General features: G+C 65.2%; 15 protein-coding genes. 8 read left to right on the plus strand and 7 right to left on the minus strand.

The genetic code is table 11. From position 1 onward, the window contains the following. The first annotated feature begins 35 nt into the window (after positions 1–35). From ACIBG0_RS05710 to ACIBG0_RS05725, 4 genes are all read left to right on the plus strand, one after another. Positions 36–1,328 (plus strand): ABC transporter substrate-binding protein, encoded by a 1,293-nt coding sequence (locus ACIBG0_RS05710; RefSeq protein WP_397029553.1) that lies wholly within the window; start codon positions 36–38, stop codon positions 1,326–1,328. Further along, a complete protein-coding gene (locus ACIBG0_RS05715) occupies positions 1,325–3,142 on the plus strand; it encodes a hypothetical protein (RefSeq protein WP_397029555.1) in 1,818 nt (605 codons plus the stop codon). Before ACIBG0_RS05710 ends, ACIBG0_RS05715 begins: the two co-directional genes overlap by 4 nt. Beyond that, positions 3,139–4,770 carry a tetratricopeptide repeat protein gene (locus ACIBG0_RS05720; protein WP_397029557.1) on the plus strand — a complete coding sequence of 544 codons (1,632 nt, stop codon included), beginning with the start codon at positions 3,139–3,141 and terminating at the stop codon, positions 4,768–4,770. The genes ACIBG0_RS05715 and ACIBG0_RS05720 overlap by 4 nt, the downstream gene beginning before the upstream one ends. A 244-nt stretch (positions 4,771–5,014) precedes the next feature. Continuing rightward, a complete protein-coding gene (locus ACIBG0_RS05725; RefSeq protein ID WP_397029559.1) occupies positions 5,015–5,722 on the plus strand; it encodes an FHA domain-containing protein in 708 nt (235 codons plus the stop codon). On the opposite strand, the gene ACIBG0_RS05730 is transcribed toward ACIBG0_RS05725, so the two are convergent. Beyond that, complete coding sequence (locus ACIBG0_RS05730; RefSeq protein WP_397029561.1) at positions 5,719–6,381, minus strand: S1 family peptidase; 663 nt, start codon at positions 6,379–6,381, stop codon at positions 5,719–5,721. The two genes, ACIBG0_RS05725 and ACIBG0_RS05730, sit on opposite strands and share 4 nt — an antisense overlap. 46 nt (positions 6,382–6,427) lie before the next feature. Then, on the minus strand, positions 6,428–6,676 hold the full coding sequence (locus tag ACIBG0_RS05735) for a hypothetical protein (RefSeq protein WP_397029563.1): 249 nt from the start codon (positions 6,674–6,676) through the stop codon (positions 6,428–6,430). A gap of 394 nt (positions 6,677–7,070) precedes the next feature. Between ACIBG0_RS05735 and ACIBG0_RS05740 the strand changes: the two genes are divergently transcribed. Further along, positions 7,071–7,283: a hypothetical protein gene (locus ACIBG0_RS05740; protein WP_397029565.1), complete on the plus strand. Its 213-nt coding sequence runs from the start codon at positions 7,071–7,073 to the stop codon at positions 7,281–7,283. A 94-nt stretch (positions 7,284–7,377) separates the two neighbouring features. Here the strand turns inward: ACIBG0_RS05740 and ACIBG0_RS05745 are convergent, their stop codons facing one another. From ACIBG0_RS05745 to ACIBG0_RS05755, 3 genes are all read right to left on the minus strand, one after another. After that, positions 7,378–8,028, minus strand: coding sequence for a DUF305 domain-containing protein (locus tag ACIBG0_RS05745; protein WP_397029567.1), 651 nt, complete (start codon positions 8,026–8,028; stop codon positions 7,378–7,380). Next, on the minus strand, positions 8,025–9,602 hold the full coding sequence (locus tag ACIBG0_RS05750) for an LVIVD repeat-containing protein (protein ID WP_397029568.1): 1,578 nt from the start codon (positions 9,600–9,602) through the stop codon (positions 8,025–8,027). Before ACIBG0_RS05750 ends, ACIBG0_RS05745 begins: the two co-directional genes overlap by 4 nt. A 468-nt stretch (positions 9,603–10,070) precedes the next feature. After that, positions 10,071–10,607, minus strand: coding sequence for a VOC family protein (locus ACIBG0_RS05755; protein WP_397029570.1), 537 nt, complete (start codon positions 10,605–10,607; stop codon positions 10,071–10,073). Positions 10,608–10,941: 334 nt separating this feature from the next. On the opposite strand from ACIBG0_RS05755, the gene ACIBG0_RS05760 reads away from it, so the two are divergent. Beyond that, positions 10,942–11,763, plus strand: a complete 822-nt coding sequence (locus ACIBG0_RS05760; RefSeq protein WP_397029572.1) for an LLM class F420-dependent oxidoreductase — start codon at positions 10,942–10,944, stop codon at positions 11,761–11,763. A 269-nt stretch (positions 11,764–12,032) separates the two neighbouring features. On the opposite strand, the gene ACIBG0_RS05765 is transcribed toward ACIBG0_RS05760, so the two are convergent. Next, positions 12,033–12,401 (minus strand): hypothetical protein, encoded by a 369-nt coding sequence (locus ACIBG0_RS05765; RefSeq protein ID WP_397029574.1) that lies wholly within the window; start codon positions 12,399–12,401, stop codon positions 12,033–12,035. Positions 12,402–12,742: 341 nt separating this feature from the next. Between ACIBG0_RS05765 and ACIBG0_RS05770 the strand changes: the two genes are divergently transcribed. Next, positions 12,743–18,205 carry a carboxyl transferase domain-containing protein gene (locus ACIBG0_RS05770; protein ID WP_397029576.1) on the plus strand — a complete coding sequence of 1,821 codons (5,463 nt, stop codon included), beginning with the start codon at positions 12,743–12,745 and terminating at the stop codon, positions 18,203–18,205. A gap of 133 nt (positions 18,206–18,338) precedes the next feature. Beyond that, the gene (locus ACIBG0_RS05775) at positions 18,339–19,403 is read left to right on the plus strand and encodes a sulfite oxidase (protein ID WP_397029578.1); all 1,065 of its coding nucleotides are present in this window, start codon (positions 18,339–18,341) and stop codon (positions 19,401–19,403) included. Here the strand turns inward: ACIBG0_RS05775 and ACIBG0_RS05780 are convergent. Next, the gene (locus tag ACIBG0_RS05780; RefSeq protein ID WP_397029581.1) at positions 19,376–20,563 is read right to left on the minus strand and encodes an NAD(P)/FAD-dependent oxidoreductase; all 1,188 of its coding nucleotides are present in this window, start codon (positions 20,561–20,563) and stop codon (positions 19,376–19,378) included. The two genes, ACIBG0_RS05775 and ACIBG0_RS05780, sit on opposite strands and share 28 nt — an antisense overlap. Positions 20,564–20,659 lie beyond the last annotated feature (96 nt).

The raw sequence follows: 20,659 nt of genomic DNA on the forward strand, positions 1-20,659 counted from the left end.
CCTCGGCGACACCACAACCGCTCTGTTGGGGGAGCATGGGGACGAGAAGAGCTTTGCTGCAAGCGGGTTGGGTGCTGCCGCTTGCCGCGTGTGCGCCGCAACTGTTGTGGGGCGATTCGGCGTCGATCCGGATCGGGGTGTCATGGAGTGGTGCGGAGCTGGCGGCCTTCCGGAAGGTGTTGGCGCCGATGCCGTTCGCGCGATCGGTGGATGTGATACCGATGGGCGACGAAGTCGGTACCGCGTTCAGCGCGGGCGGGAAGTCGGCGCCGGATATCGTGCTGCTGCCGCAGGCCGGACAGGTTCGCGCACTCGTCGACGACGGTAAGCTTCGGCCGGTCCCCGATACGTTATGGACCGACGATCAAGGGGTGCGGTATCCCGAGTTGTGGCGACAGCTGTTGTACCACAATGGAAAACCGTATGGCGTACCGTTCAAGGCCGCCGATAAGTCGTTGGTCTGGTACGACCGGCAGACCGTCGACAAGTATCACCTCGGCGACCCCGCCGACTGGACGATCGCGGACTGGGTCGACCGGAGCGAGGTGCTCGCGGGCACGCCGATTCGGTTGCTCGCGCTCGCCGCCGCGGACGGCTGGGTACTGACCGATGTCTTCGAGAATGTGCTGCGCGCCGAATCTGCGCATACCTACGACGATCTGACGACAACTTCACAGGATCGTGTCTGGGACCGGCCTGCCGTTCGCGAAACGTTCGCGAATCTCGCGCGACTGTGGGGTCGACCCCATGCCATCGCGGGAGGTGTCGCCGTGGCGTTGACCCGTCAGTTCCCGGACGCGATTCGAGAGGTGTTCGAGCACCGTCGCGCCGCCATGGTGATCGCACCGGATTTCGCCGAACCCGTTGTCCGCGAAAGCCTTCGGATCTCCGGACGACGGTCGGAGGAGGTGGTCGGTATCGCACCGTTCCCGGTCACCGGCCTCGGTGGTGAACGCCCGCGGATTGTGGGCGGCGATGTCATGGTGGTGACCAGATACGCTGGCTCGCACGCCGACGAGGTGGTGACGGCGCTGGCCGCGCCGGAGGCGCCGCTGCCGTGGATTCAGGGCGACGGCGGCTTCATTGCCCCGAATATCCGGACTACCGTGCGCTATTCGGCGCTGTTGGAACCGATCGCGCGTGCGCAGAGCCCATGGAGCGCATTCGATCTGTCCGATCAGTTGGCAGCGGTGGGCGGGCGTAACGGTTTGTGGCGCATCCTCACCGATTTTCTCGTCGCGATCGGTGACGGTGCCGTCGAGCGCCCGGATGCTGCGATCGATCGCGCGATCGTCGCACTGGACGGATTCGAGCGGAGCCGCCGATGACGGGTATCGCCGACTTCCGTGCCAACGGATTGCGCATCGAGCTTGCGACGCGCCGGATGCGCGGCCCACTGATACCGGGCGGGCGGCCGCATCGCTGGCTCGGTTGGGCGGGTCTGCTCGCGGTCGGGTTGATCGCGGTGTTGCTGGTGACGCCCGCAGTGTGGACGGTGGCGATCGCGGTGCCAGCGAGCCCGCGAATCGTGTTGTCCTGCGTGCTCGTTGCCTGTGGCGCCGTCGCCTTCACGCTGATCCGCAGGCGTGGCTCGTTGAGCAGGGCGCGGCTGTCGGTGCTTGCGCTTTGCGCTGTGCTTACCGCGCTGGGACTGTGGCTGCTCGCCGACGCACTGGCCGGCGACGGACGATGGGCCTATCTACTCACCATGCTGTGGGTCGTCTTCGGTCTTGTCCTGCTGCTCGTCGCTGTCGGCATCGCCTGGCTGTCACGGGATTCGCGCAGATTGTGGGCGCCGCTGATCGTGCCGTTCGGAATTTCGGCGTTCGTATCCGGTGTCGCCTTCCGGATAATCTTCCAACATCTCGCCGCCTGGTTCGGCATCGAAAGCGTTGGCGGGTACCGGATCTGGTTCGCGCTGATGCTCGGTTCGGCTTTTCTGTGGACCTGGCTCGGCTTCCTGACCGGCCTGTTACGCGCCGATATCCGGGCCATCGAGGCAGATCCGGTGCGGTCGGGCTATCTGCATGGCCAGGGCAAGCGTTTCCCGCTGCTGCGTCTGCTGGAGTTGGTGCGTCCGATCCTGCTGATTCTCGGATTGGTCGTCGGGGTGGCCGCGGCCAGGATCTTCGATGTGGTGCTGATCGGGGTACCCGGCTCGATGCAGTATCAGCTCGACAGTGCGACCGTGCAGTGGTGGCGGCTGGCCACCGACGGCGATCTCGGCGCGGGCGTCGCCGCGGCTTACGCGCTGCCGTTGGCGGTGCTGGTCGGCTTCGTGGCCTGGCTGCCCCGGACCGGCGTGCGGGGGCAGCGCGGCGCCCGCCCACATGCCGCCGCTTCGCCGCCGACGGATGCCAGTCGCCGCATCGGTCCGGTGCGCGCGATCGGGATCGCCGTGGTGTCGCTGTTCGCCTTGGTGCCGATCCTGGTTCTGATCGCGGTTTGTCTGAACGGCCCCAAGGGATTCGGGCTCTCCGCCCTCACCGGCATGTGGCACGACGAATCCTTCCGTGCGGCGTGGCAGACGACATTGCTGGTGGCCGGACTGGCGACGATCGTCGTGGTGGCGGCCGCACTCCCCGTGGCGCATCGACTGGCCGCGGGGCGCCAGGGTGTGTTCTCGCGGATGGCGGTGGTGTCGCTGATCGTGCTGTCGGTGCTGCCCGCGCAGAGCTACCTCGGTTCGCTCGATGCGTTCATCGATACGTTCAACCTGTCGGGCACCAGGATTCCGTTGATCTTCGTGCACGCCGCCGCGGGATTGCCGATCGCGATCCTGATCCTGCGCGGTGCGATGCTGGCCCCGCCGGAGAGTCCGGCCGAGGCGGCGCTGCACGGGCTGGCCAGTCCGGGCACCGTTACGCGGCGACTGCTGGCATCGGCGGGTCCCGCCGTGGTCGCGGTCGCGGTACTGGAATTCATCCAGGTCTGGAACGACTTCTTCATCGGACTGATGATGAACGGCGCGGGTGCCAGCCCCTGGTCGTTGCTGCTGTGGGGCGAAGCACGGCAATTCAACGAGAACGCCGCGGAGTTGGCGGCCGGGTCGTTGCTATCGGCTGTGCTGCCCGTGCTGTTGCTGCTTGCCACCTGGCGGCGCTGGCTGGTACCGGGATTGACCGGCGGGACGCGCTCGTGACGGGGCCACGCGGACATGAGACACCGCAGCAGATCACGCCGCGCTCATCGATCTGGGAGGGAGTGCTCGGCACCGCGGAGGTCGTCGCGTGGGCGCTGGTACTCGAACTGGGTCGCAATATCGTCGTCAACTCACTCGGCGACAACGATGTCGTCAAGGTGATCGGCGGACTGCTGCGTGGGCTGGCCATCATTGCCGTGGTGGGCGCAGGCGCGTATGTGGCATACCGGCGCATAGACAGCTTTCGCGAAAGGGTGCGTACCGAAAGGGAACTCGCTCTGATCGCCGAACTGGTCGAGCCCGGCGAGCCGGTACGTTTCGTCGACGCCAGAAGCCGACCCGACCCGCCGCGACAGCTTTCCGAACTCGATCACAACCCCATCCTCGCGGCACTGCGCGACCTGCCGGTTCAGGAATTCGAGACCGCTGCTCTGCTCGCGGTGCTGTCGGCGGTCCTCGAGGCGCCGAGCCGGTTGCCCTCGGATTCGGCGCCCGACGGGCGCACCGCGATTTTGGTGCTGGCCGACCTCGAGATGCGCGGGATCATCGGCTACCTCGGCGCGGACCGATATTGCCTGCGCGAAGCTCCGCGGCTGCCGCCCACCGCCGAAGTCATCCGCGGACCACACTGGCAAGCGGCATTGCCCGCACTGCTGCACCACTACGCGGACCGGGCGAGCCGCTGGTCCATTGCCTTGGAAACGGTTCGTTTCGCCAAGGGCGCGCGACGCTGGTTCGAAGCGGAAGAAGAATATCTGCGCACACTCTTCCCGACTCCGGCAACGCGGCTACCGACGGCGGCGGTAAACGAACTCGCCAGAATCGCGGACGCCCTCGACGTCTGGTATGCCCGCAAGGGCCTGCCCGAGCATGCCCACGGCGTAGCGCAAGCGCTGTGTGATCTCACCGATCCCGACGATTTCCCGCTGCGTGGTGAGCTGGCCAGACTCCGAGCGGGGCGCCTGCGCCGACGGCCGCCGAAATATCGGCCACGCGCCCTTTCCAGCAGTCTGTCCGCGCGCTGGTCGCACTACACGGCGCTACATCGACTACACAACGAGCAGCCGAGTCCGATGGTGCTGACCCAGTCGGCCGAACAACTCGAAGCTGCGTGGTGGTTGCTGCCGCGAACGGATCTGGCCGGGGTGGTCTGCGCGCTGATCAACCTGGCCGTCGTCCACTTGCACGAGGGTCGATTGGACGCCGCCCAGGACCGCCTGGAATTGGCCGAATCGCTGACCCGCGACGGCCGCGACCCCGCCGGCGGTGCCCAGACCCGCGAAACGCTCGGCGCCCTCTGGTGGACCCGCGGTGAACCCCGTCGTGCCCTTCGGCACTGGCAACGCGCCCTCACCGCCTACCGCGAACTCGATGACGATCTCGGTACCGGCCGCTGTTTGCAGCACCTCGGATCGGCGGTGGTTCTCGCTCCCGAACACGGTGGTCTGCTGCTGGGTAACGATCCTGCGCTCACCCGTGCCGAAGTACTCCGCCAGGCAGGCGGCTGGCTGGCGGCCGCCCGCCGCCTGCACCCCCAGGCTCTCCACGTAGAACACTATGCACGCCGAGCTGGTTCGACCCTGCATACGGTGGATCGCTGGCCGCTTGCCGCGCCGGATCCGCAATAGCCGCGACGACAGACCGAGCTGCCATGGTGTCCTTGGGGGCATAGTCGCGACCGAACGATCAACCCAATATCCGGTAACCGCACGATGGTCTGCAATACCGGCACAATCAGACCCGTAGCACGACCATACCCCCACCTATTGCATCAAGTTAGTTGAATTCGCACAAATTGCTGTGGGAAAGGCGCATTCTGAGTCATACGGTGCCAGCAGTTCATCACCTACCTCGGATTGGGAACGACGCATCATGGCCACGTCATACGGACAACAGGCGCTGCGTCAGGGACACTATCCAGACGCAGGCGATGGTGCGCGGCAAACGTCAGCCGATGGCGGCACTCTTTCTCACCGAATTAGCTATGGAAATTGGCGCGAGATTCCACTGGATCGCGACACGCGCAGCATGACGATCGGGCGATCGGAGGCCGCCGATATAACCGTGACTGCCGACGCGACCGTCTCGCGTCTGCACGCCATAATTGAGCGGGTGAGCGACTGCTGGGTCGTCATCGATAATGGCCTGTCCACAAATGGGACCTTCGTCAACGGCGAGCGCGTCGACGGATGTCGCAAACTCGAGTCCGGCGATACCATCCGCTTCGGCAAATCGGTTTTCATCTTCACAGACGACCACTCATCCGAAGATGAAGTAACGATTGCCCACGGCAGCCTGCCGACCAGGAGTGCGCTGACCGACGCTCAATTTCTGATTCTCGAGGCACTGTGTCGCCCGTACGACGCTCGAACCGGGTTCACCTACCCCGCGTCCAACTGGCAGATTGCCCACGATCTGTGCCTGAGCGTGGCCACAGTGAAGACCCACATGCGTGCGCTGTTCAAGATATTCGACGTCGAATCATTCCCGCAGAACAAGAAACGCATGTTTCTGGTCGAACGCGCGCTCGAAAGCGGCGTCATCGTCAATCATCATGGGCGAGAGCATTTCGGCGGCTAAATCGGATGGAAACCCGCTCCGATGCCACCGCGGGTATTGATGTCGTCCAGGATGGCGGCGATATTCGCTCCGAGCTCCGGTCCCAGACACGGCACCCGCAGGTATCCGTTCACCATGCCGACCAGCGTTGTTCCGACCACGACGGGCGCGCCGGAGTCACCAGGAAGGACGCATATCTGCGTCCAGGTCCAAGTATTGGTCTGGTTCAGATCTCCGTAGGCCAGTCCACAGGTCTGGCCCGTGGTATAGCCCTCCTTGCAAGCGACGTCCGGGAACTGCGCAGGACCGCCCAATCCGGTAATCGTCGTATTACCAACGCGATTCACCGGTACTACTTTGTCCGGATCGAAGGCGATGACGGCGTAGTCCATATCGAGGTTCGAGTAGGCGAAGGTGCCGACGACTCCGGCGTCACGGTTGGCCTCGGCAGTGATGGTGTCACCCGCAATACTGCAGTGACCTGCGGTGATCCCGACCAGCCGACCCGCGGCATCGTGCCCGATCGTGGTGAGCGTGCAGACGCCCTGGTCGTTGACGATAATGCCGGAACCGCCGCCCAGTACCGACGGACCTGCCGCATGCGCAGTGCCTGCTTGCACCCCGGCCAGCGCTGCGCATGCCGCGAGCACAGCCGCGGCTCTCGCGAGCTTCCTGAACATGTCCTATCCAATCGCTCGAGCCGCAACTATTCCGTCGTCGAGTAGGTCATACCAGACAGATGCCCGTTCCGAAGGGGAAGATCGGCGGAATGAAGCAGACCCACCATAGGAAGGGGTTCCACCACAAGAAGGCTGGGTCAGCCGCCTGGGGGAGTTGTTCTGAAGCGGGCGCCACTTGGACGGGCGCAGGGGGATTGGCCGGGGCGGGATCGGCGGTAGCAATGCCTGAGCCGAGTGCGATCATCGGTGCGAGTGCTGCCGTTGCGACGGCTGCGCGAATTTTGGTGCTCTTCATTATGCTTCCTTCAACTGAATGCTTCAGGGACGCCCTCGTCCGTCGAAGGCTTCCGCACATGAACAACACCAACTCTCCTCGTAGAGTGCGCGGAAGATCATCCTCCCCCGGGTTGGAAACCCTCAGACCTCGGGTTGTGCCGAGGCGCAAAGCCGATGCTCAGCGCAGAGAAAGAAGTGTTGGGCACGCGCCGGGGCCATGGTGGCGCGATGATGTTCGGTATGGGTGAAACACCGGCACGGTGCCACTCCGACGGTCATCGCTCGGTTCGCGAGCGGCGGGTCGGAGTATGTACCGATACAGCGAGCCGATGGTGGTCTGACCTTTTGGCCTGCTTGCCCTCTTTGGCAAGTCCGAAACCATCGCCCGCTCGTATTTGGGCACGCACTTTCCGATGTCCGACACCTTGCTCGAAGTTGCGGCGCTCGTCGTCGCCTGCGACGCCAGCTTTCCGTCGTTATACGATGAGCATGCCGTGGTCGCCGCGGCGAATATGGCCACGACACCGGCCCATCGACACCAATCAGGAATCATTGCAATACGCCACTCCGAATCGCAGGGCGCCCGCTACGCGATGATTGCAGACAGTCCTGCGCGGCATTGCTGACATGTGACCGAACGGCGGGCGTCATCGCGGATGTCTCGGTGGTCAGCGTCGGTTGCCGCCGCCGGGTACTTCGGTAGTGCTGTTTCCAGTGCGGTCAGCTCGGGGTATTTCGTTGCGTCAACAACATCATCAGGCCGACTTCCCGGCTCTGGGTATCGATCATGTCGCGGGCCGCCTGTTTGACGATGCCGCTGGACAATTGGCGATCGGCAGCCTGGGCCATCTGGATGCCGCCGACATGGTGGCGCTGCATGAGTTGCAGGAACAGCGCTTGCGCGTCGGTGCCGTGCGCCGCTGCCAGCGCATCGAGTTCGGACTGAGTCGCCATACCGGGCATGAGGTCGGCGGTTGCGGCGGTGCTGGTCGCCGTCGCGTGCTGGTGTTGGGTGAGGTCGGGCTGGTGGGTGTGCATCCAAGCCATCGGTTGCGGATTGATCGTGACCACACGGGCCATTCGCAGCCAGCCGAGCAACATGCCGATCTCGGTGCGCTGGGTGTCCGAAATCTGTTGTGCCAGTGCCCGTACTGTCGGATCGACCCCGCTATCGAGTCGCTGTGTCATGAGCAGTGCCTGGCTGTGGTGGGCGACCATGTCTTGCGCGAAGCCGATTTCGATGCTGGTGAGGACGGGCGGCGTGGGCTTGTCATCGGCTATCAGCAGCGGTCGGATGGCCGCGCCGACCGCTAGCAGCAGTACAGCCAGGCTGACCAGCGCGGCACTCCTGATCCAGGCTTGCCGGGTCATGAGCCCATGGTGGAGTGCTGATCGGCGGGCGGGACGTAGACGCTCGAATCCAATTGCAACGCAAGGAATCCATTGTCAGCGCAGGTGGTCCACAATTGATTGCCGCGCCATTCGGGCGCCGAGAAGCACCAGTCCGAGGACAGATCGCCGAACGCGAGCATGCCGGTGCGCGGACCGGCGGCCTCGGACATATCGAACTGGCCCTGCAATATGGTCTGGACCACGGTCGGGGACGCGAGCAGCGGCGGGCCGATGATCGAGGCGAGTGCGTGCGGCGAATTCGTCAGCTCGGCATTGTGCCCGGTGCGGGCGGGCGGGTTGTAGTAGGCGATTTCGCGGATGTCGAGCGGGTCGCGGACGTCGAATACGCGGATGCCCGAGGAGGTCCAACTGCAGGCCAAGGCGGTGGGATCGGTGGGTCGATCCGCGGCGCAATAGTGCGCGTCGTAGGCGAACAGCGAGCCGCCCGAGGCGGAAGCCATTGCGATGTCTTGGTTCTGGGGGAGATCGATCTCTAGTTTGATGGTGTTGCGCAGGCGTGGATTCGTCGCGTCGGAGACGTCGAACAGCTTTACGCCGCCGGATCCGGCCTCATCGGTGGCGAAGACATACGGCGTGCCTCGATATGTGACCGGGATATTGTGCTGGGTGCCCCAACCGTCGGTCCAGGCGATGTTGGCCAGTTGGCGCACTTGCGGATGGGGATCGCGCCGCTGGACGGCGCTGATATCGAGAACCATGAGCCCGCCGAAGTTATTGGCGAGATACATGGTGTTGCCGTCGGGACTGAATCCGAAGCCGTGCATGGATAATCCGGGCAGGTTCTGCCAGATAACGCGCGGATTGGCCGGATCGGTGAGATCGACGGCACTGACCAGACCCGGCGCGGCGCCCGAGCTCCAATAGGTGTTGCCGTCAGGGGAGAAGCCACCCTCGTGTGCGGTGATCGCCAGCGGCATGTTCAGACTTGTCCCGGTCCCAGGGTTGAGCAGACGGGGGTGCGCACAATCGGATATGTCGTAGACCGAAAGCAGACCCGCACCGGTCAGGAAGGGCGCACCTGTGCCGACGAGTAATTTCCGAGTCTCGTTGACCTTCAAGCTTTCCCAGGTGCCCGCCAGCATTGCCGGCTCGTTCAACGTGGCGGTCAGCACCGGCGCGGCGGGATCGGAGACGTCGAGCACCTGCACACCTTGTTCGGGCCCCAGTAGGTTGCCCGGGAAGAAAGTGCCGACGTAGGCGCAATGGTCGAAGCTGACCGAGGAGATACCCCCGCCGCGCCCCGGGTAATTTCCGACCTGCGACATATTGCAGCGGTAGCCGAGAGTGCTGCGGCCGGTGTCCCGGTCGGCGGCGGGCACGTCGCCCTGGTGCCCGGATTCCGGGTCGGAGTCGGGGCCGGGGCCGCACTCTGCGCGCGCGACCGCGATATCGGTGAGGCCGGAGATTTCTCGAACATTGCCGGTTGAATCCGACTGCGGTTGGGCGGCAAGGGTTCCGGTCGGCAACAGCAGTGCCGTGGCCGCGATCGTCACCAAGGAACGCCGAGCAAGGGGGAGCAACGATGATGTCATGGTGGCCCTCAGCGATGAGGGTTGCCTTTCATGTGGATCGATAGTCGATGCCAGGTCGGCCGCGGGCTGGTGGTCGGTCGATCGGCTGCGAAAATCCGTTGAGGGTGCGACGGCCGTGGTGGCGGCTGTGCGATCTCACTATCCGGACTGTACTGTCCGGTTACTACTCGGTAGTGTGCGCGAGGCGCCATCCTGAGTCAAGACCTTCCCCCGATTTCGCGGCGGGTCGCTCACCCTCCGGTAATCAGTCGATCCAAGAGGGCACGAGTTGCCTCGACGGCCCGCCTGATCCTGTCGGTCGAAAGTCAGAAGTGCGGATAGCCGAGCGGGCTGTTCCCGGTGCTCTGCAGCGACGTCGATATGTTCTGGATACCCAGAGCCGCCCCAGGTCGACGAATTCGATCCGCGGCAGGCCGAAGACGCTGAGATGTTCGATGCCGATGCGCCCGTACCGGTTCGAAGCAGTGCCTAGTCGGCGGTCGTACCCGCAACGAAGCGCTGCCAGACCGCATGATCCATACGCGGACCACCGGGTGTATCCGCACCGTATCGGGTGATCTCCGCCGTGAGATCGAGCGGCATGGTCGGCGCGGTCATACCCCGCAATTCCTGCTCGATCGCGGCATCCGGGACCAACCAGCACGCCTCGAATTCGATGCCGTCCGGGTCGACCCCGTACAGCGACTTGGTGACCGCGTGATTCGAGGCGCCGGTCAGCGCGCCCGCCGCCCGCAGTGCATCCCGCACCCGCCCTAGTTCGCCCAGTGTGTCCATCTCCCAGGCGAGGTGGTACAGCCCGACTCGTCCGGTGCGATGTGCGACGGTCGGTTCGGTAGATCGGAACAGACCAAGGTCGTGGTCGTTGGCCGAACCCGCCGCCTGTAGAAACACCCCACCTGGAATTGCGCCGATCTGTCGGAAACCGAGGACCTCGCGATAGAACTCGGCCGAGCGCTCCACATCGGAGACGAAGAGAACGGCGTGGTTCAGGCGGTGGATAGGCACGAAAGTTGCTCCGTTTCCTCGGTACTCGGTCGATGCGAATGCCCCCGGACGCCGCGGGTTGTCCGGTGTCCCGGATTCAGATACCCCTTCGGCATCTGTCCATCTGTTCGATTCATCAGTCGGCGGGCTCTGGGTGAACGACGCACAGACCGGTTGGCCCGCAGACCTTCATACCAACGGATCGATGGCCTATCTCTGATCAACTTCCGCTGAGTGGAAAGGTTCGGGACCAGACAATCGGAGTCGACGAGGGGTGCACTTCGGCATAGGTGCCGCACGTCACAGTGCCTCCGATTGACCTTTACATACATGTGAAGGTTCGAGTATTCGGGTCATGAAGATAGGTATTACCACCTTCGTTACCGACGAGGGAATCAGCGGTCCGAAACTCGGTGTGGCGCTGGAGGAGCGGCGGTTCGAATCGTTGTTTTTACCCGAGCACTCGCATATCCCAGCGAGCCGAAAGTCCCCGGCTCCCGGCGGTGGCGAGTTGGCTCGGGAGTACTACCGCGCGCTGGATCCCTTCGTCACCCTCGGCGCCGTCGCGGCGGTGACGGACCAGTTGATCCTCGGTACCGGGGTCACCCTGCTGATCCAGCGCGATGTCATCCACACCGCGAAGGAGATCGCCACGCTCGACCGAATCTCACATGGGCGCTTCGTATTCGGCGTCGGCGCGGGCTGGAATCGCGAGGAGATGGCCGATCATGGCACCGACCCGCGCACTCGCGGCGCGCTGCTCGACGAGCAACTCGAGGCCATCCGGGCGATCTGGACGGACGATCTCGCCGAATACCACGGCCGTTTCATCGATTTCGACCCGATGTACGCCTGGCCGAAGCCCGTACAAACCCCGCACCCGCCGATTTTCATCGGTGGCGCGGAAGCGGCCGCCGAACGCGCCATCCGCCACGGCCTGGGTTGGCTTCCCGCCGCAGTGGCCGACCCCGCCGAAATACCAGATCAACTGGCTCGACTCGGTGGAAATGACCTGCCTGTGACAGTCGCGTTCGCCCCGATCGATCCGACCGTGGTCGACGGCTACGCCGAGGCCGGGGTGCAGCGATTGGTGTTCAGCGTGCCGACCCTGCCCGAACACGAAACGCTGCGCGCCCTCGATGAAATCGCCGAGGTGGCCGACCGGTACCTGATCTGAGGGCCGACCGCGACATGCCACGGCAGATTGACAAGGAGTGTATTGATGTAACTCACTCGCGCGGTTTGCGGTCTCGCCACGTATTCCGCGACTGCCGAACACACGCCGTGTACGTTGCTCGGCACGGTGGGGCTCACGAGGTCGCAAGCGAATAGTTCATCACCGAGCATCCGAATGGACGCCGTTTCACCGATACCGAAGTCATGGGCACCGCGCAGTCGTTCAGCGTCGTCGCACTCGGACTGGTGTTAGCACGCCCGGTAAACGCATCACGGGCCCGAGGTCGTCGTGTCTTGTCGCGCGGCGGTGAGGTGCTCGGTAGCGAAACGGGCGATGGTGCAAGCCTGGCGCATATGAGCTTCCGGGTGCGCGGTGCGCTGCTCCAGCGTGGTGCGGATCCGATCCAACGAGGCGGTGGCATCGCTGGTGGCTCGGTGGAGCACGGTGTGCCGGTGGTCGAGTTCGCGGTAGGCGAGGTCGATGTCGTGGCAGCGGCGGCGCAGATCGGCGACATGGTTGAGCAGGTCGGCCACCTCACGTGTGGAGAGGGTGAGCGTCGGGTGCTCGTCTCCGGAGAGGATCGCCTCGCCCGCGACCTCGGCGCAGCGCGCGTGCAGTACATCGAGAATGTCGGCCACACAGATCACCTCCCACTACTGCCCACGATGACGAGAGAACGGTTGCAGGTCAACGCATCTGACGATGGTAGGGCGCGAATCGACGCTCCCTCTCGGTTGATTGCTTTGATCGACACGTAGCCCGGCTACGACCCGATCACGCGTACGGTACTGGAATCCTGCCGGCCGAGGAATTCCGCCACTAGTGTCATAGACACAAATGAGGAATTTTTCGACGATACGCGCGGGTAACCACCTGACGCTGTGTAATTGCGCGCAGTAAGGGTGCAGACTACGCGGGACCGGTAGTCGCAATCCGTCGCCCGACCGGGCCAGAACCGTGGAGTGGAAGGAGTCGGCGAGTGTTCAGCCGCATCGCCATCGTGAACCGGGGAGAGGCCGCTATGCGGCTCATCCATGCCGTCCGAGATCTGGCCGCGGAGACCGGGCGACCGATCGAAACCGTCGCGTTGCACACCGATGTCGACCGGAACGCGACATTCGTGCGCGAGGCCGACATCGCCTATGACCTCGGTCCGGCGTCCGCGCGTCCCTATCTGGATCTGAAGGCGCTCGAGCGCGCTCTGGTGACGACCAAGGCCGACGCCGCCTGGGTCGGTTGGGGTTTCGTCGCCGAGGATCCGGCATTCGCCGAGCTGTGCGAGCAGATCGGCGTCACCTTCATCGGCCCCAGTCCGGAGGCCATGCGCAAGCTCGGTGACAAGATCGGCGCGAAGCTGATCGCGGAGGAAGTCGGCGTGCCGGTCGCGCCGTGGAGCCGCGGTTCGGTCGAGACCGTGGACGCCGCGCTCGCGGCCGCCGCCGACATCGGCTACCCGTTGATGCTGAAGGCGACCGCCGGTGGTGGCGGCCGTGGTATCCGGGTGGTCACGAACGAGGCCGAACTCGTCGATGCCTACGAACGCACCCGTCAGGAAGCCGCGCGCGCCTTCGGCAGCGGCGTGGTCTTCCTGGAACGGCTGGTCACCGGCGCCCGGCACGTCGAGGTCCAGGTGATCGCGGACGGCCAGGGCACCGCATGGGCGCTGGGCGTGCGCGACTGCTCTGTGCAGCGGCGCAATCAGAAGGTCATCGAGGAGTCGGCGTCACCGGTGCTGCGTCCCGAGCAGGTGGCCGAGCTGAAGGCGTCGGCCGAGCGCTTGGCGATCGCGGTCGAGTATCGCGGCGCGGCGACCGTCGAGTTCCTGTACCACCCGGGTGACGAGCTGTTCGCATTCCTCGAGGTGAACACCCGTCTGCAGGTCGAACACCCGATCACCGAGTACACCACCGGTTTCGACCTGGTTCGGGCGCAGCTGCTGGTGGCATCTGGCGGCAAGCTCGAGGGCGAAGTGCCGGCCGAACGCGGGCACGCGATCGAGGCCCGGCTCAACGCCGAGGATCCGGACCGCGACTTCGCGCCCGCTCCGGGCCGCATCGCGCGGCTGGATCTGCCCGCTGGGCCCGGTATTCGCGTCGACACCGGCGTCAGCGAGGGCGACACGATTCCCGCCGATTTCGACTCGATGATCGCCAAGATCATCGCCTACGGTCGTGATCGTGACCAAGCGCTGGGTCGACTGCGCCGGGCGGTGGCGCAGACCAGGGTCGTCATCGAGGGCGGCGCGACCAACAAGAGTTTCGTGCTCGACCTGCTGAACCAGCCGGAGGTGATCGACGCCAGCGCCGACACCGGCTGGATCGACCGGGTGCGCGCCGAGGGTCGCCTCGTATCGCATCGCCACTCCGCGATCGCGGTGGCCGTCGCCGCCATCGATGCCTATGAAGAGGAAGAGCGCGTCGAGCGGCACCGGCTGCTGTCCACCGCGGCCGGCGGACGTCCGCAGGTGCAGCACGAGAGCGGTCGACCGCATGACCTCAAGTTGCGCGGCGTCAGCTACCGGGTGCGGGTGGCTCGGATCGGTGCGCATCGGTTCCGCATCGGCATCGAGGCGGGTGGCGAAATGCGTGCCGCCGATGTCGATCTCGAGCGTTTCGACCGCCATACCGGGCAGATCGTGGTCAACGGCACCCGCTATCGGGTGATCACCGGCACGCACGGGCCGATCCATCTGGTCGATGTCGACGGTGTGACGCATCGGATCAGCCGTGACGAGGGTGGTGTCGTTCGCTCGCCCGCACCCGCGCTGGTCGTTGCCACACCGCTGGAGATCGGCGCCGAGGTCGAGGCGGGCGCACCGGTCCTGGTGCTGGAGAGCATGAAGATGGAAACGGTGCTGCGCGCGCCGTTCCGGGCCCGGTTGAAGGAATGCGCGGTTTCGGTCGGTACCCAGGTCGAGACCGGCGCGCCGCTGCTGCGGCTGGAGCCGATCACCGAGGACGACGAGGCTGCGGTCGCCGAGGAGGTCACGTCCGTCGAACTTGACCTGCCCGATGAGCCCACACCGGACCGCGTGCACGACGGTATCGCCCGCAGCCTGCAGGACCTGCGCAGCTTGCTGCTCGGCTTCGACGTCGACCCGCATGACGAGCGCCGGGTGCTCGACCATTACCTCGCCGTGCGCCGGGCGGCCATCGCGGACAACCGCAGGCCCCTCGCCGATGAGATCGAACTCGTGCAGATGTTCTCCGACCTGTCCGAACTGAGCCACAACCGGTCGTGGGACGACGACGGTGTCCAGGGACATGTCCACAGCGCCCGCGAGTACTTCCACGCCTACCTGCAGAGCCTCGATGTCGACCGCGCCGGACTGCCGGAGTCGTACCAGGCCAAACTCGCCAAGGCGCTCGGGCATTACGGCGTCACCGAACTGGATCGTTCCCCTGAGCTCGAAGCCGCGGTCTTCCGGATCTTCCTCGCCCAGCAACGGCCCTCCGACACCGTCACCGTCATCACCACCTTGCTGCGCGAGTGGCTTGGCGAGCCGGTGCCGGACCGCGCGCTGCAGGAGCCGGTCGGTCTGGCGCTGGAGCGGCTGGTTGCCGCGACGCAGGTGCGCTTCCCTGTGATCGCCGACCTCACCCGTGGCCTGGTGTACTCCTGGTTCGGCCAGCCGCTGCTGCGGCGCAACCGCGCTCGCGTCTACACCAATGTCCGTAAACAACTGAGCCACCTCGACGCGCACCCGGAGACGCCGGATCGCGCCGAACGTATCTCCGAGATGGTGCGCAGCACCGAACCGCTGGTGCGGCTGCTCGGTCAGCGCCTGGTGCGCGGCAGTGCCGACAACACCGCCATGCTCGAGGTGCTGACCCGCCGTTACTACGGAAACAAGGGTCTGACCGGTGTGCACACCCGGGAGGCCGGTGGGTGCACCTTCGTGATCGCCGAACGCCGGGGCCTGAGCTTGGTTTCGGCGGCGGTGAGTTTCGATGCGCTCGACACCGTGCTGCGCGGTCTCACCGAGCTGGCGGGCGTGGCTGCCTCCATCGAGGCCGACATCTACCTGAGCTGGGAGAAGCAGCCGGAGGACTTCGACGCGATGGCCGCGGCGTTGCAGGAAGTGCTCGGTGCGCGGCCGTTGCCGAACCAGATTCACCGGATCACCGCCACTGTCGCGGGTAGCGGCGGTGCGGTGATGCACCATCACTTCACCTTCCGTCCGTCCGCCACCGGCATGGTCGAGGAGCGGTTGATCCGCGGCCTGCATCCGTATATCGCGGAGCGGATGCAGATGAAGCGGCTGCGCAAGTTCGATCTCACCCGGCTCCCGTCCTCGGACGAGGAGGTCTACCTGTTCCGGTGCATCGCGAAGGAGAATGCGTCCGACGAGCGTCTCGTCGCATTCGCGCAGGTACGAGACCTGGCCGCGCTGCGCGAGCACGACGGTCGGCTGCTCGCGCTGCCGACGGCCGAAAGCACCATCGCCGCCTGCCTCGACTCGATCCGCCGGGCGCAGTCGCAGCGGCCATCGGCCAAGCGGTTCCACACCAACCGCGTCGTGATGTACATCTGGCCGCCGGTCGAGATGACCCGCGTCGAGCTGGAGACGATCATCGATCGAGTGCGGCCGACGACCGCGGGCGCCGGGCTGGAGGAGATCCTGCTCATCGCACGGCATCGCCACCCGAAGACCGGGGAGCTGATCAAGGTCGCCGTGCGCATCGCCTTCGATGCCACCGGCGGCACCACAGTGACCATCGGCGAGCGGTCCGACGAGGCGGTCGAGCCGATCGACGAGTACCGGCAGAAGGTGCTGCGGGCCAGCAGCCGCAACACGGTGTACCCCTACGAGCTGACCGCTCTGCTCGGTGAATTCGCCGAATACGACCTCGATTCCGATCACACGCTCGTACCGGTCGACCGGCCCAAGGGACGCAATAAGGCCGCGATCGTCGTGGGCGTGGTCACCACGGCGACCGAGCAGTATCCGGACGGCATCAGCAGGGTGGTGCTGCTCGGTGATCCGACGAAATCGCTCGGTGCGCTTTCCGAGCCGGAGTGCCGTCGCGTGATCGCCGCGATGGACCTGGCCGAACGGATGCAGGTGCCGCTGGAGTGGTACGCGCTGTCCTCCGGCGCCCGGATCTCGATGCAGTCCGGCACCGAGAACATGGACTGGGTGGCGGCGGCACTGAAGCGGATCGTTGAATTCACCCAGGGCGGCGGCGAGATCAACATCGTGGTCTCGGGGATCAACGTCGGCGCGCAGCCGTACTGGAATGCCGAGGCGACGATGCTCATGCACACCAAGGGCATCCTGGTGATGACGCCGGACTCGGCGATGGTGCTCACCGGCAAGCAGGCGCTGGACTTCTCCGGCGGCGTGTCGGCCGAGGACAACTTCGGTATCGGCGGCTACGACCGGGTGATGGGCCCGAACGGGCAGGCGCAGTACTGGGCGCCTAACCTGCTCGCCGCGCGAGATGTGCTGATGTCGCACTACGACCACACCTATGTGGCGCCGGGCGAGCAGTCGCCGCGGCGGTCGGACACCAGCGACCCCATCGATCGCGACGTCTCGGACTTCCCGCATGTCGTGGCGGGCAGCGACTTCACCACGGTCGGCGAGATCTTCTCCGCGAGCGCCAACCCCGATCGCAAGAAGCCGTTCGACATCCGGACCGTTATGCGAGCCGTGGCCGATCAAGACCACCCGGTGCTGGAACGCTGGGCGGGGATGGCCGACGCCGAGACGGCCGTCGTCCAGGATGCGCGGCTCGGCGGTATTCCGGTGTGCCTGCTGGGCATCGAGTCCAGGGGAGTGCCGCGCCGCGGCTACCCGTCCACCGACGGCCCGGACACCTACACGGCTGGCACGTTGTTCCCGCAGTCTTCGAAGAAGGCCGCACGGGCGATCAACGCGGCCAGCGGCAATCGGCCGCTGGTGGTGCTGGCGAATCTGTCGGGCTTCGACGGCTCGCCGGAATCGATGCGGAAGTTGCAGCTCGAGTACGGTGCCGAGATCGGCCGAGCGATCGTCAACTTCCAGGGCCCCATCGTGTTCTGCGTGATCTCGCGCTATCACGGTGGCGCCTTCGTGGTGTTCTCGAAGCTGCTCAACCCGAATATGACCGTGCTGGCGCTGGAAGGCTCATTCGCCTCGGTGCTCGGCGGCGCCCCCGCGGCGGCGGTGGTGTTCGCTGGCGAGGTCGACGCCCGTACGGCAGCCGATCCGCGGGTGCGCGATCTCGAGGTGCGCGCGGCGAACGCGCTCGGTGCCGACCGTGCGGCACTGACGGCGGAACGCGACGAGGTCCGTTCCTCGGTGCGCACCGAGAAACTCGGTGAGGTCGCAGCGGAATTCGACCGCGTGCACAATATTCAGCGCGCCGTCGAGGTCGGTTCGGTCGATGCCATCATCCGTGCCGCCGAACTGCGCCCGCGCATCATCGAGGCCATCGAGGCAGGTCTGCCCAGCTGATCTGGGTGATTGCTGAAACAGTCGGCCGACTCGGGGTGATATCGCTCCCCGAGTCGGCCTACTGTTATTTCGGGCAGTCATATACTGACCCCGACCGCCTATTACCTCTCGACTGGAAGATCGGCCCGAGCCGATGACCGAATTCGTCTCGCGCGCCCAAGGCGTCCGCTTCGACGAACTCGCGCTTGCGACGCGCAATCACGGCATGCAACTCGAGGGCATGCGATACGACATCACGCCCATCGGCATGCATTACTTGCTGATTCATTTCGATATCCCGGAGGTCGACGCATCGTCGTGGCGGTTGCGGGTGACCGGATACGTCAAGCGCGGACTGGAGCTATCGCTCGACGACATCAGATCGCGACCTGCGACGACGATTCCGGTCACCCTCGAATGCGCGGGTAACGGGCGCACGAGAATGGACCCGCGCAATGTCAGCCAACCGTGGGGTCTCGAGGCGATCGGCACGGCGGCGTGGACGGGCACCGCACTGCGTGGGATTCTCGACGACTGCGGTATCCGGGACGAGGCGGTCGAGGTCGTATTCACCGGCGCCGATCGCGGATTCCAGGACAATGTGGAACACAACTACCAACGCTCCCTGAGCATCAGTGAATGTCGCAGACCCGAAATTCTGCTCGCCTACGAAATGAATGGCGCACCGCTGCCACCGCAGCACGGCTTTCCACTGCGACTGCTCGTCCCCGGGTGGTATGGCATGACGAGCGTCAAATGGTTGCGGAATATCGAAGTCGTCGACCGGCCCTTTACCGGGTTACAACAGGCAGTGGCCTATCGCTACCAACGCGACGCCGACGATCCGGGGATACCCGTATCGCGAATCAAGGTGCGCGCGTTGATGATTCCGCCCGGCGTTCCCGATTACCCGAGTCGGCGGCGCACGGTCGACGCCGGTGCGGTCCTGCTCCGCGGTCGCGCGTGGTGTGGAACCTCGCCCGTGATGCGGGTGGAAGTAGGTGTCGATGGCATCTGGCGGGACGCCCATTTGGAGCCTGACATCGCCGAATTCGGTTGGCGCGGTTGGAGTTACACCTGGAATGCGCGACCGGGCGAGTACCGACTGAGCTGCCGCGCCACCGATGCGCAGGGGAATGTGCAACCGTCCGAGCAATTCTGGAACCGCCTAGGCTTGGGGAACAATTCGATTCAGGATGTCCCGGTCACGGTCCGCTGATCGGTGAACCAGCGCCGAATCCGTGTCGCAGCGAATTCGGCCTTCTCGGTTGCCAATTCGACCGAGGGTCTGATGAACGGTGCGACCGGCTTCGGCCCGGAAAGGAAGTCGGCGTCTACCTTGCCGACGAGTCCGTCCCCGAATTCGATGTAGCAGGAGCCCTGGCCGAGATACTTTCCCGGCGCGGGTCTTCGGTGTAGTTGCGCGGCGATGTGCGCGGCGACAGTGCGGGCAGCGTTTTCGGCGAACACTCCAGCGCGCGGCACCGGCGCGTCCGCGCAGTCACCGATGGCGTAGATGCCCGGATACGGGGTGGCGAGGGTTCGCGGATCGACGTGGATCCAGCCGTCGCCGCCGTCGACGGTGAGTCCGGACGCCTCCACTACGGGTGGGACGCGATGGGTCGGGATGCCGATGAACAGGTCGTAGGGGAGGAGATCTCCGGAGTGGGTTTCGACGACATGGTTTTCCGGGTCGAGCGAGTGGACCCGTCGTCCCGGCGAGTAGTCGATGCCACGTCGCGCGAGCGCCTCGACAAGTGCGGCGGAGGTGTCCGCGGAGACCGGGATCGGTGAGTCCGTCGGGGTCAGCACGTGCATGTGGGTGCGATCACGGATGCCGCGGCGGCTCAGTAATTCGTGCAACAGCATCGCGCCCTCGTAGGGTGCGGGCGGGCACTTGAACGGGACGCTCAATATCGCGATGAGAATCCTGCCACCGTTGAAATCGGCGAGCCGATCGCGCAGTCGGCAAGCTCCCTGGATCGAGTAGTACTCCTGACCGTCCGCGACGAACCCGGGGGTAGCGGCCGGGTCGTAATCGGCGCCCAAAGCGACAACCAGAAAGTCCGGGTCGTAATGGGTGCTGTCGGTGATTACGTGGCGGGTCTGCGGGTCGATCGAGGTGACCTGCTCCTGCCGGAACTCGACCCCGGGAAGGACCAGGTCGCGGTAGCTGATTCGCACGGATTCCGGAGTGCGGTCGTGGAACAGGATTTCCAGTTTCGAGAAACCGAATATGAACCCGTCGTTGCGGTCGACGAGTACCACTCGAACCTCACCAGGCAGTGACTCGGACAGGCAGGCGGCCAGTTCCAGCCCGCCGAACCCGGCTCCGAGGATGAGCACCGTCGGCGTTCGAACGTTCTCGGGGATGGACATGGTTGAACCGCTTTCCCGCGAGTCAGTGCATCGCCGACAGCCATATCGATGCCATCACGGGCGGCCACGGTGACCATTCGGTGGATGGACTCATCC

The sequence above is a fragment of the Nocardia sp. NPDC050630 genome, from assembly GCF_044457245.1.
Lineage (GTDB): Bacteria > Actinomycetota > Actinomycetes > Mycobacteriales > Mycobacteriaceae > Nocardia.

What these genes read in the sequence shown, in the direction of transcription:
- ACIBG0_RS05760 (WP_397029572.1), top strand. Translation starts at nt 10,942, where the DNA reads ATGAAGATAGGTATTACCACCTTCGTTACCGACGAGGGAATCAGCGGT.
- ACIBG0_RS05775 (WP_397029578.1), top strand. Translation starts at nt 18,339, where the DNA reads ATGACCGAATTCGTCTCGCGCGCCCAAGGCGTCCGCTTCGACGAACTC.
- ACIBG0_RS05710 (WP_397029553.1), top strand. Translation starts at nt 36, where the DNA reads ATGGGGACGAGAAGAGCTTTGCTGCAAGCGGGTTGGGTGCTGCCGCTT.
- ACIBG0_RS05730 (WP_397029561.1), bottom strand. Translation starts at nt 6,381, where the DNA reads ATGTTCAGGAAGCTCGCGAGAGCCGCGGCTGTGCTCGCGGCATGCGCA.
- ACIBG0_RS05780 (WP_397029581.1), bottom strand. Translation starts at nt 20,563, where the DNA reads ATGTCCATCCCCGAGAACGTTCGAACGCCGACGGTGCTCATCCTCGGA.
- ACIBG0_RS05750 (WP_397029568.1), bottom strand. Translation starts at nt 9,602, where the DNA reads ATGACATCATCGTTGCTCCCCCTTGCTCGGCGTTCCTTGGTGACGATC.
- ACIBG0_RS05715 (WP_397029555.1), top strand. Translation starts at nt 1,325, where the DNA reads ATGACGGGTATCGCCGACTTCCGTGCCAACGGATTGCGCATCGAGCTT.
- ACIBG0_RS05740 (WP_397029565.1), top strand. Translation starts at nt 7,071, where the DNA reads ATGTCCGACACCTTGCTCGAAGTTGCGGCGCTCGTCGTCGCCTGCGAC.
- ACIBG0_RS05725 (WP_397029559.1), top strand. Translation starts at nt 5,015, where the DNA reads ATGGCCACGTCATACGGACAACAGGCGCTGCGTCAGGGACACTATCCA.
- ACIBG0_RS05735 (WP_397029563.1), bottom strand. Translation starts at nt 6,676, where the DNA reads ATGAAGAGCACCAAAATTCGCGCAGCCGTCGCAACGGCAGCACTCGCA.
- ACIBG0_RS05745 (WP_397029567.1), bottom strand. Translation starts at nt 8,028, where the DNA reads ATGACCCGGCAAGCCTGGATCAGGAGTGCCGCGCTGGTCAGCCTGGCT.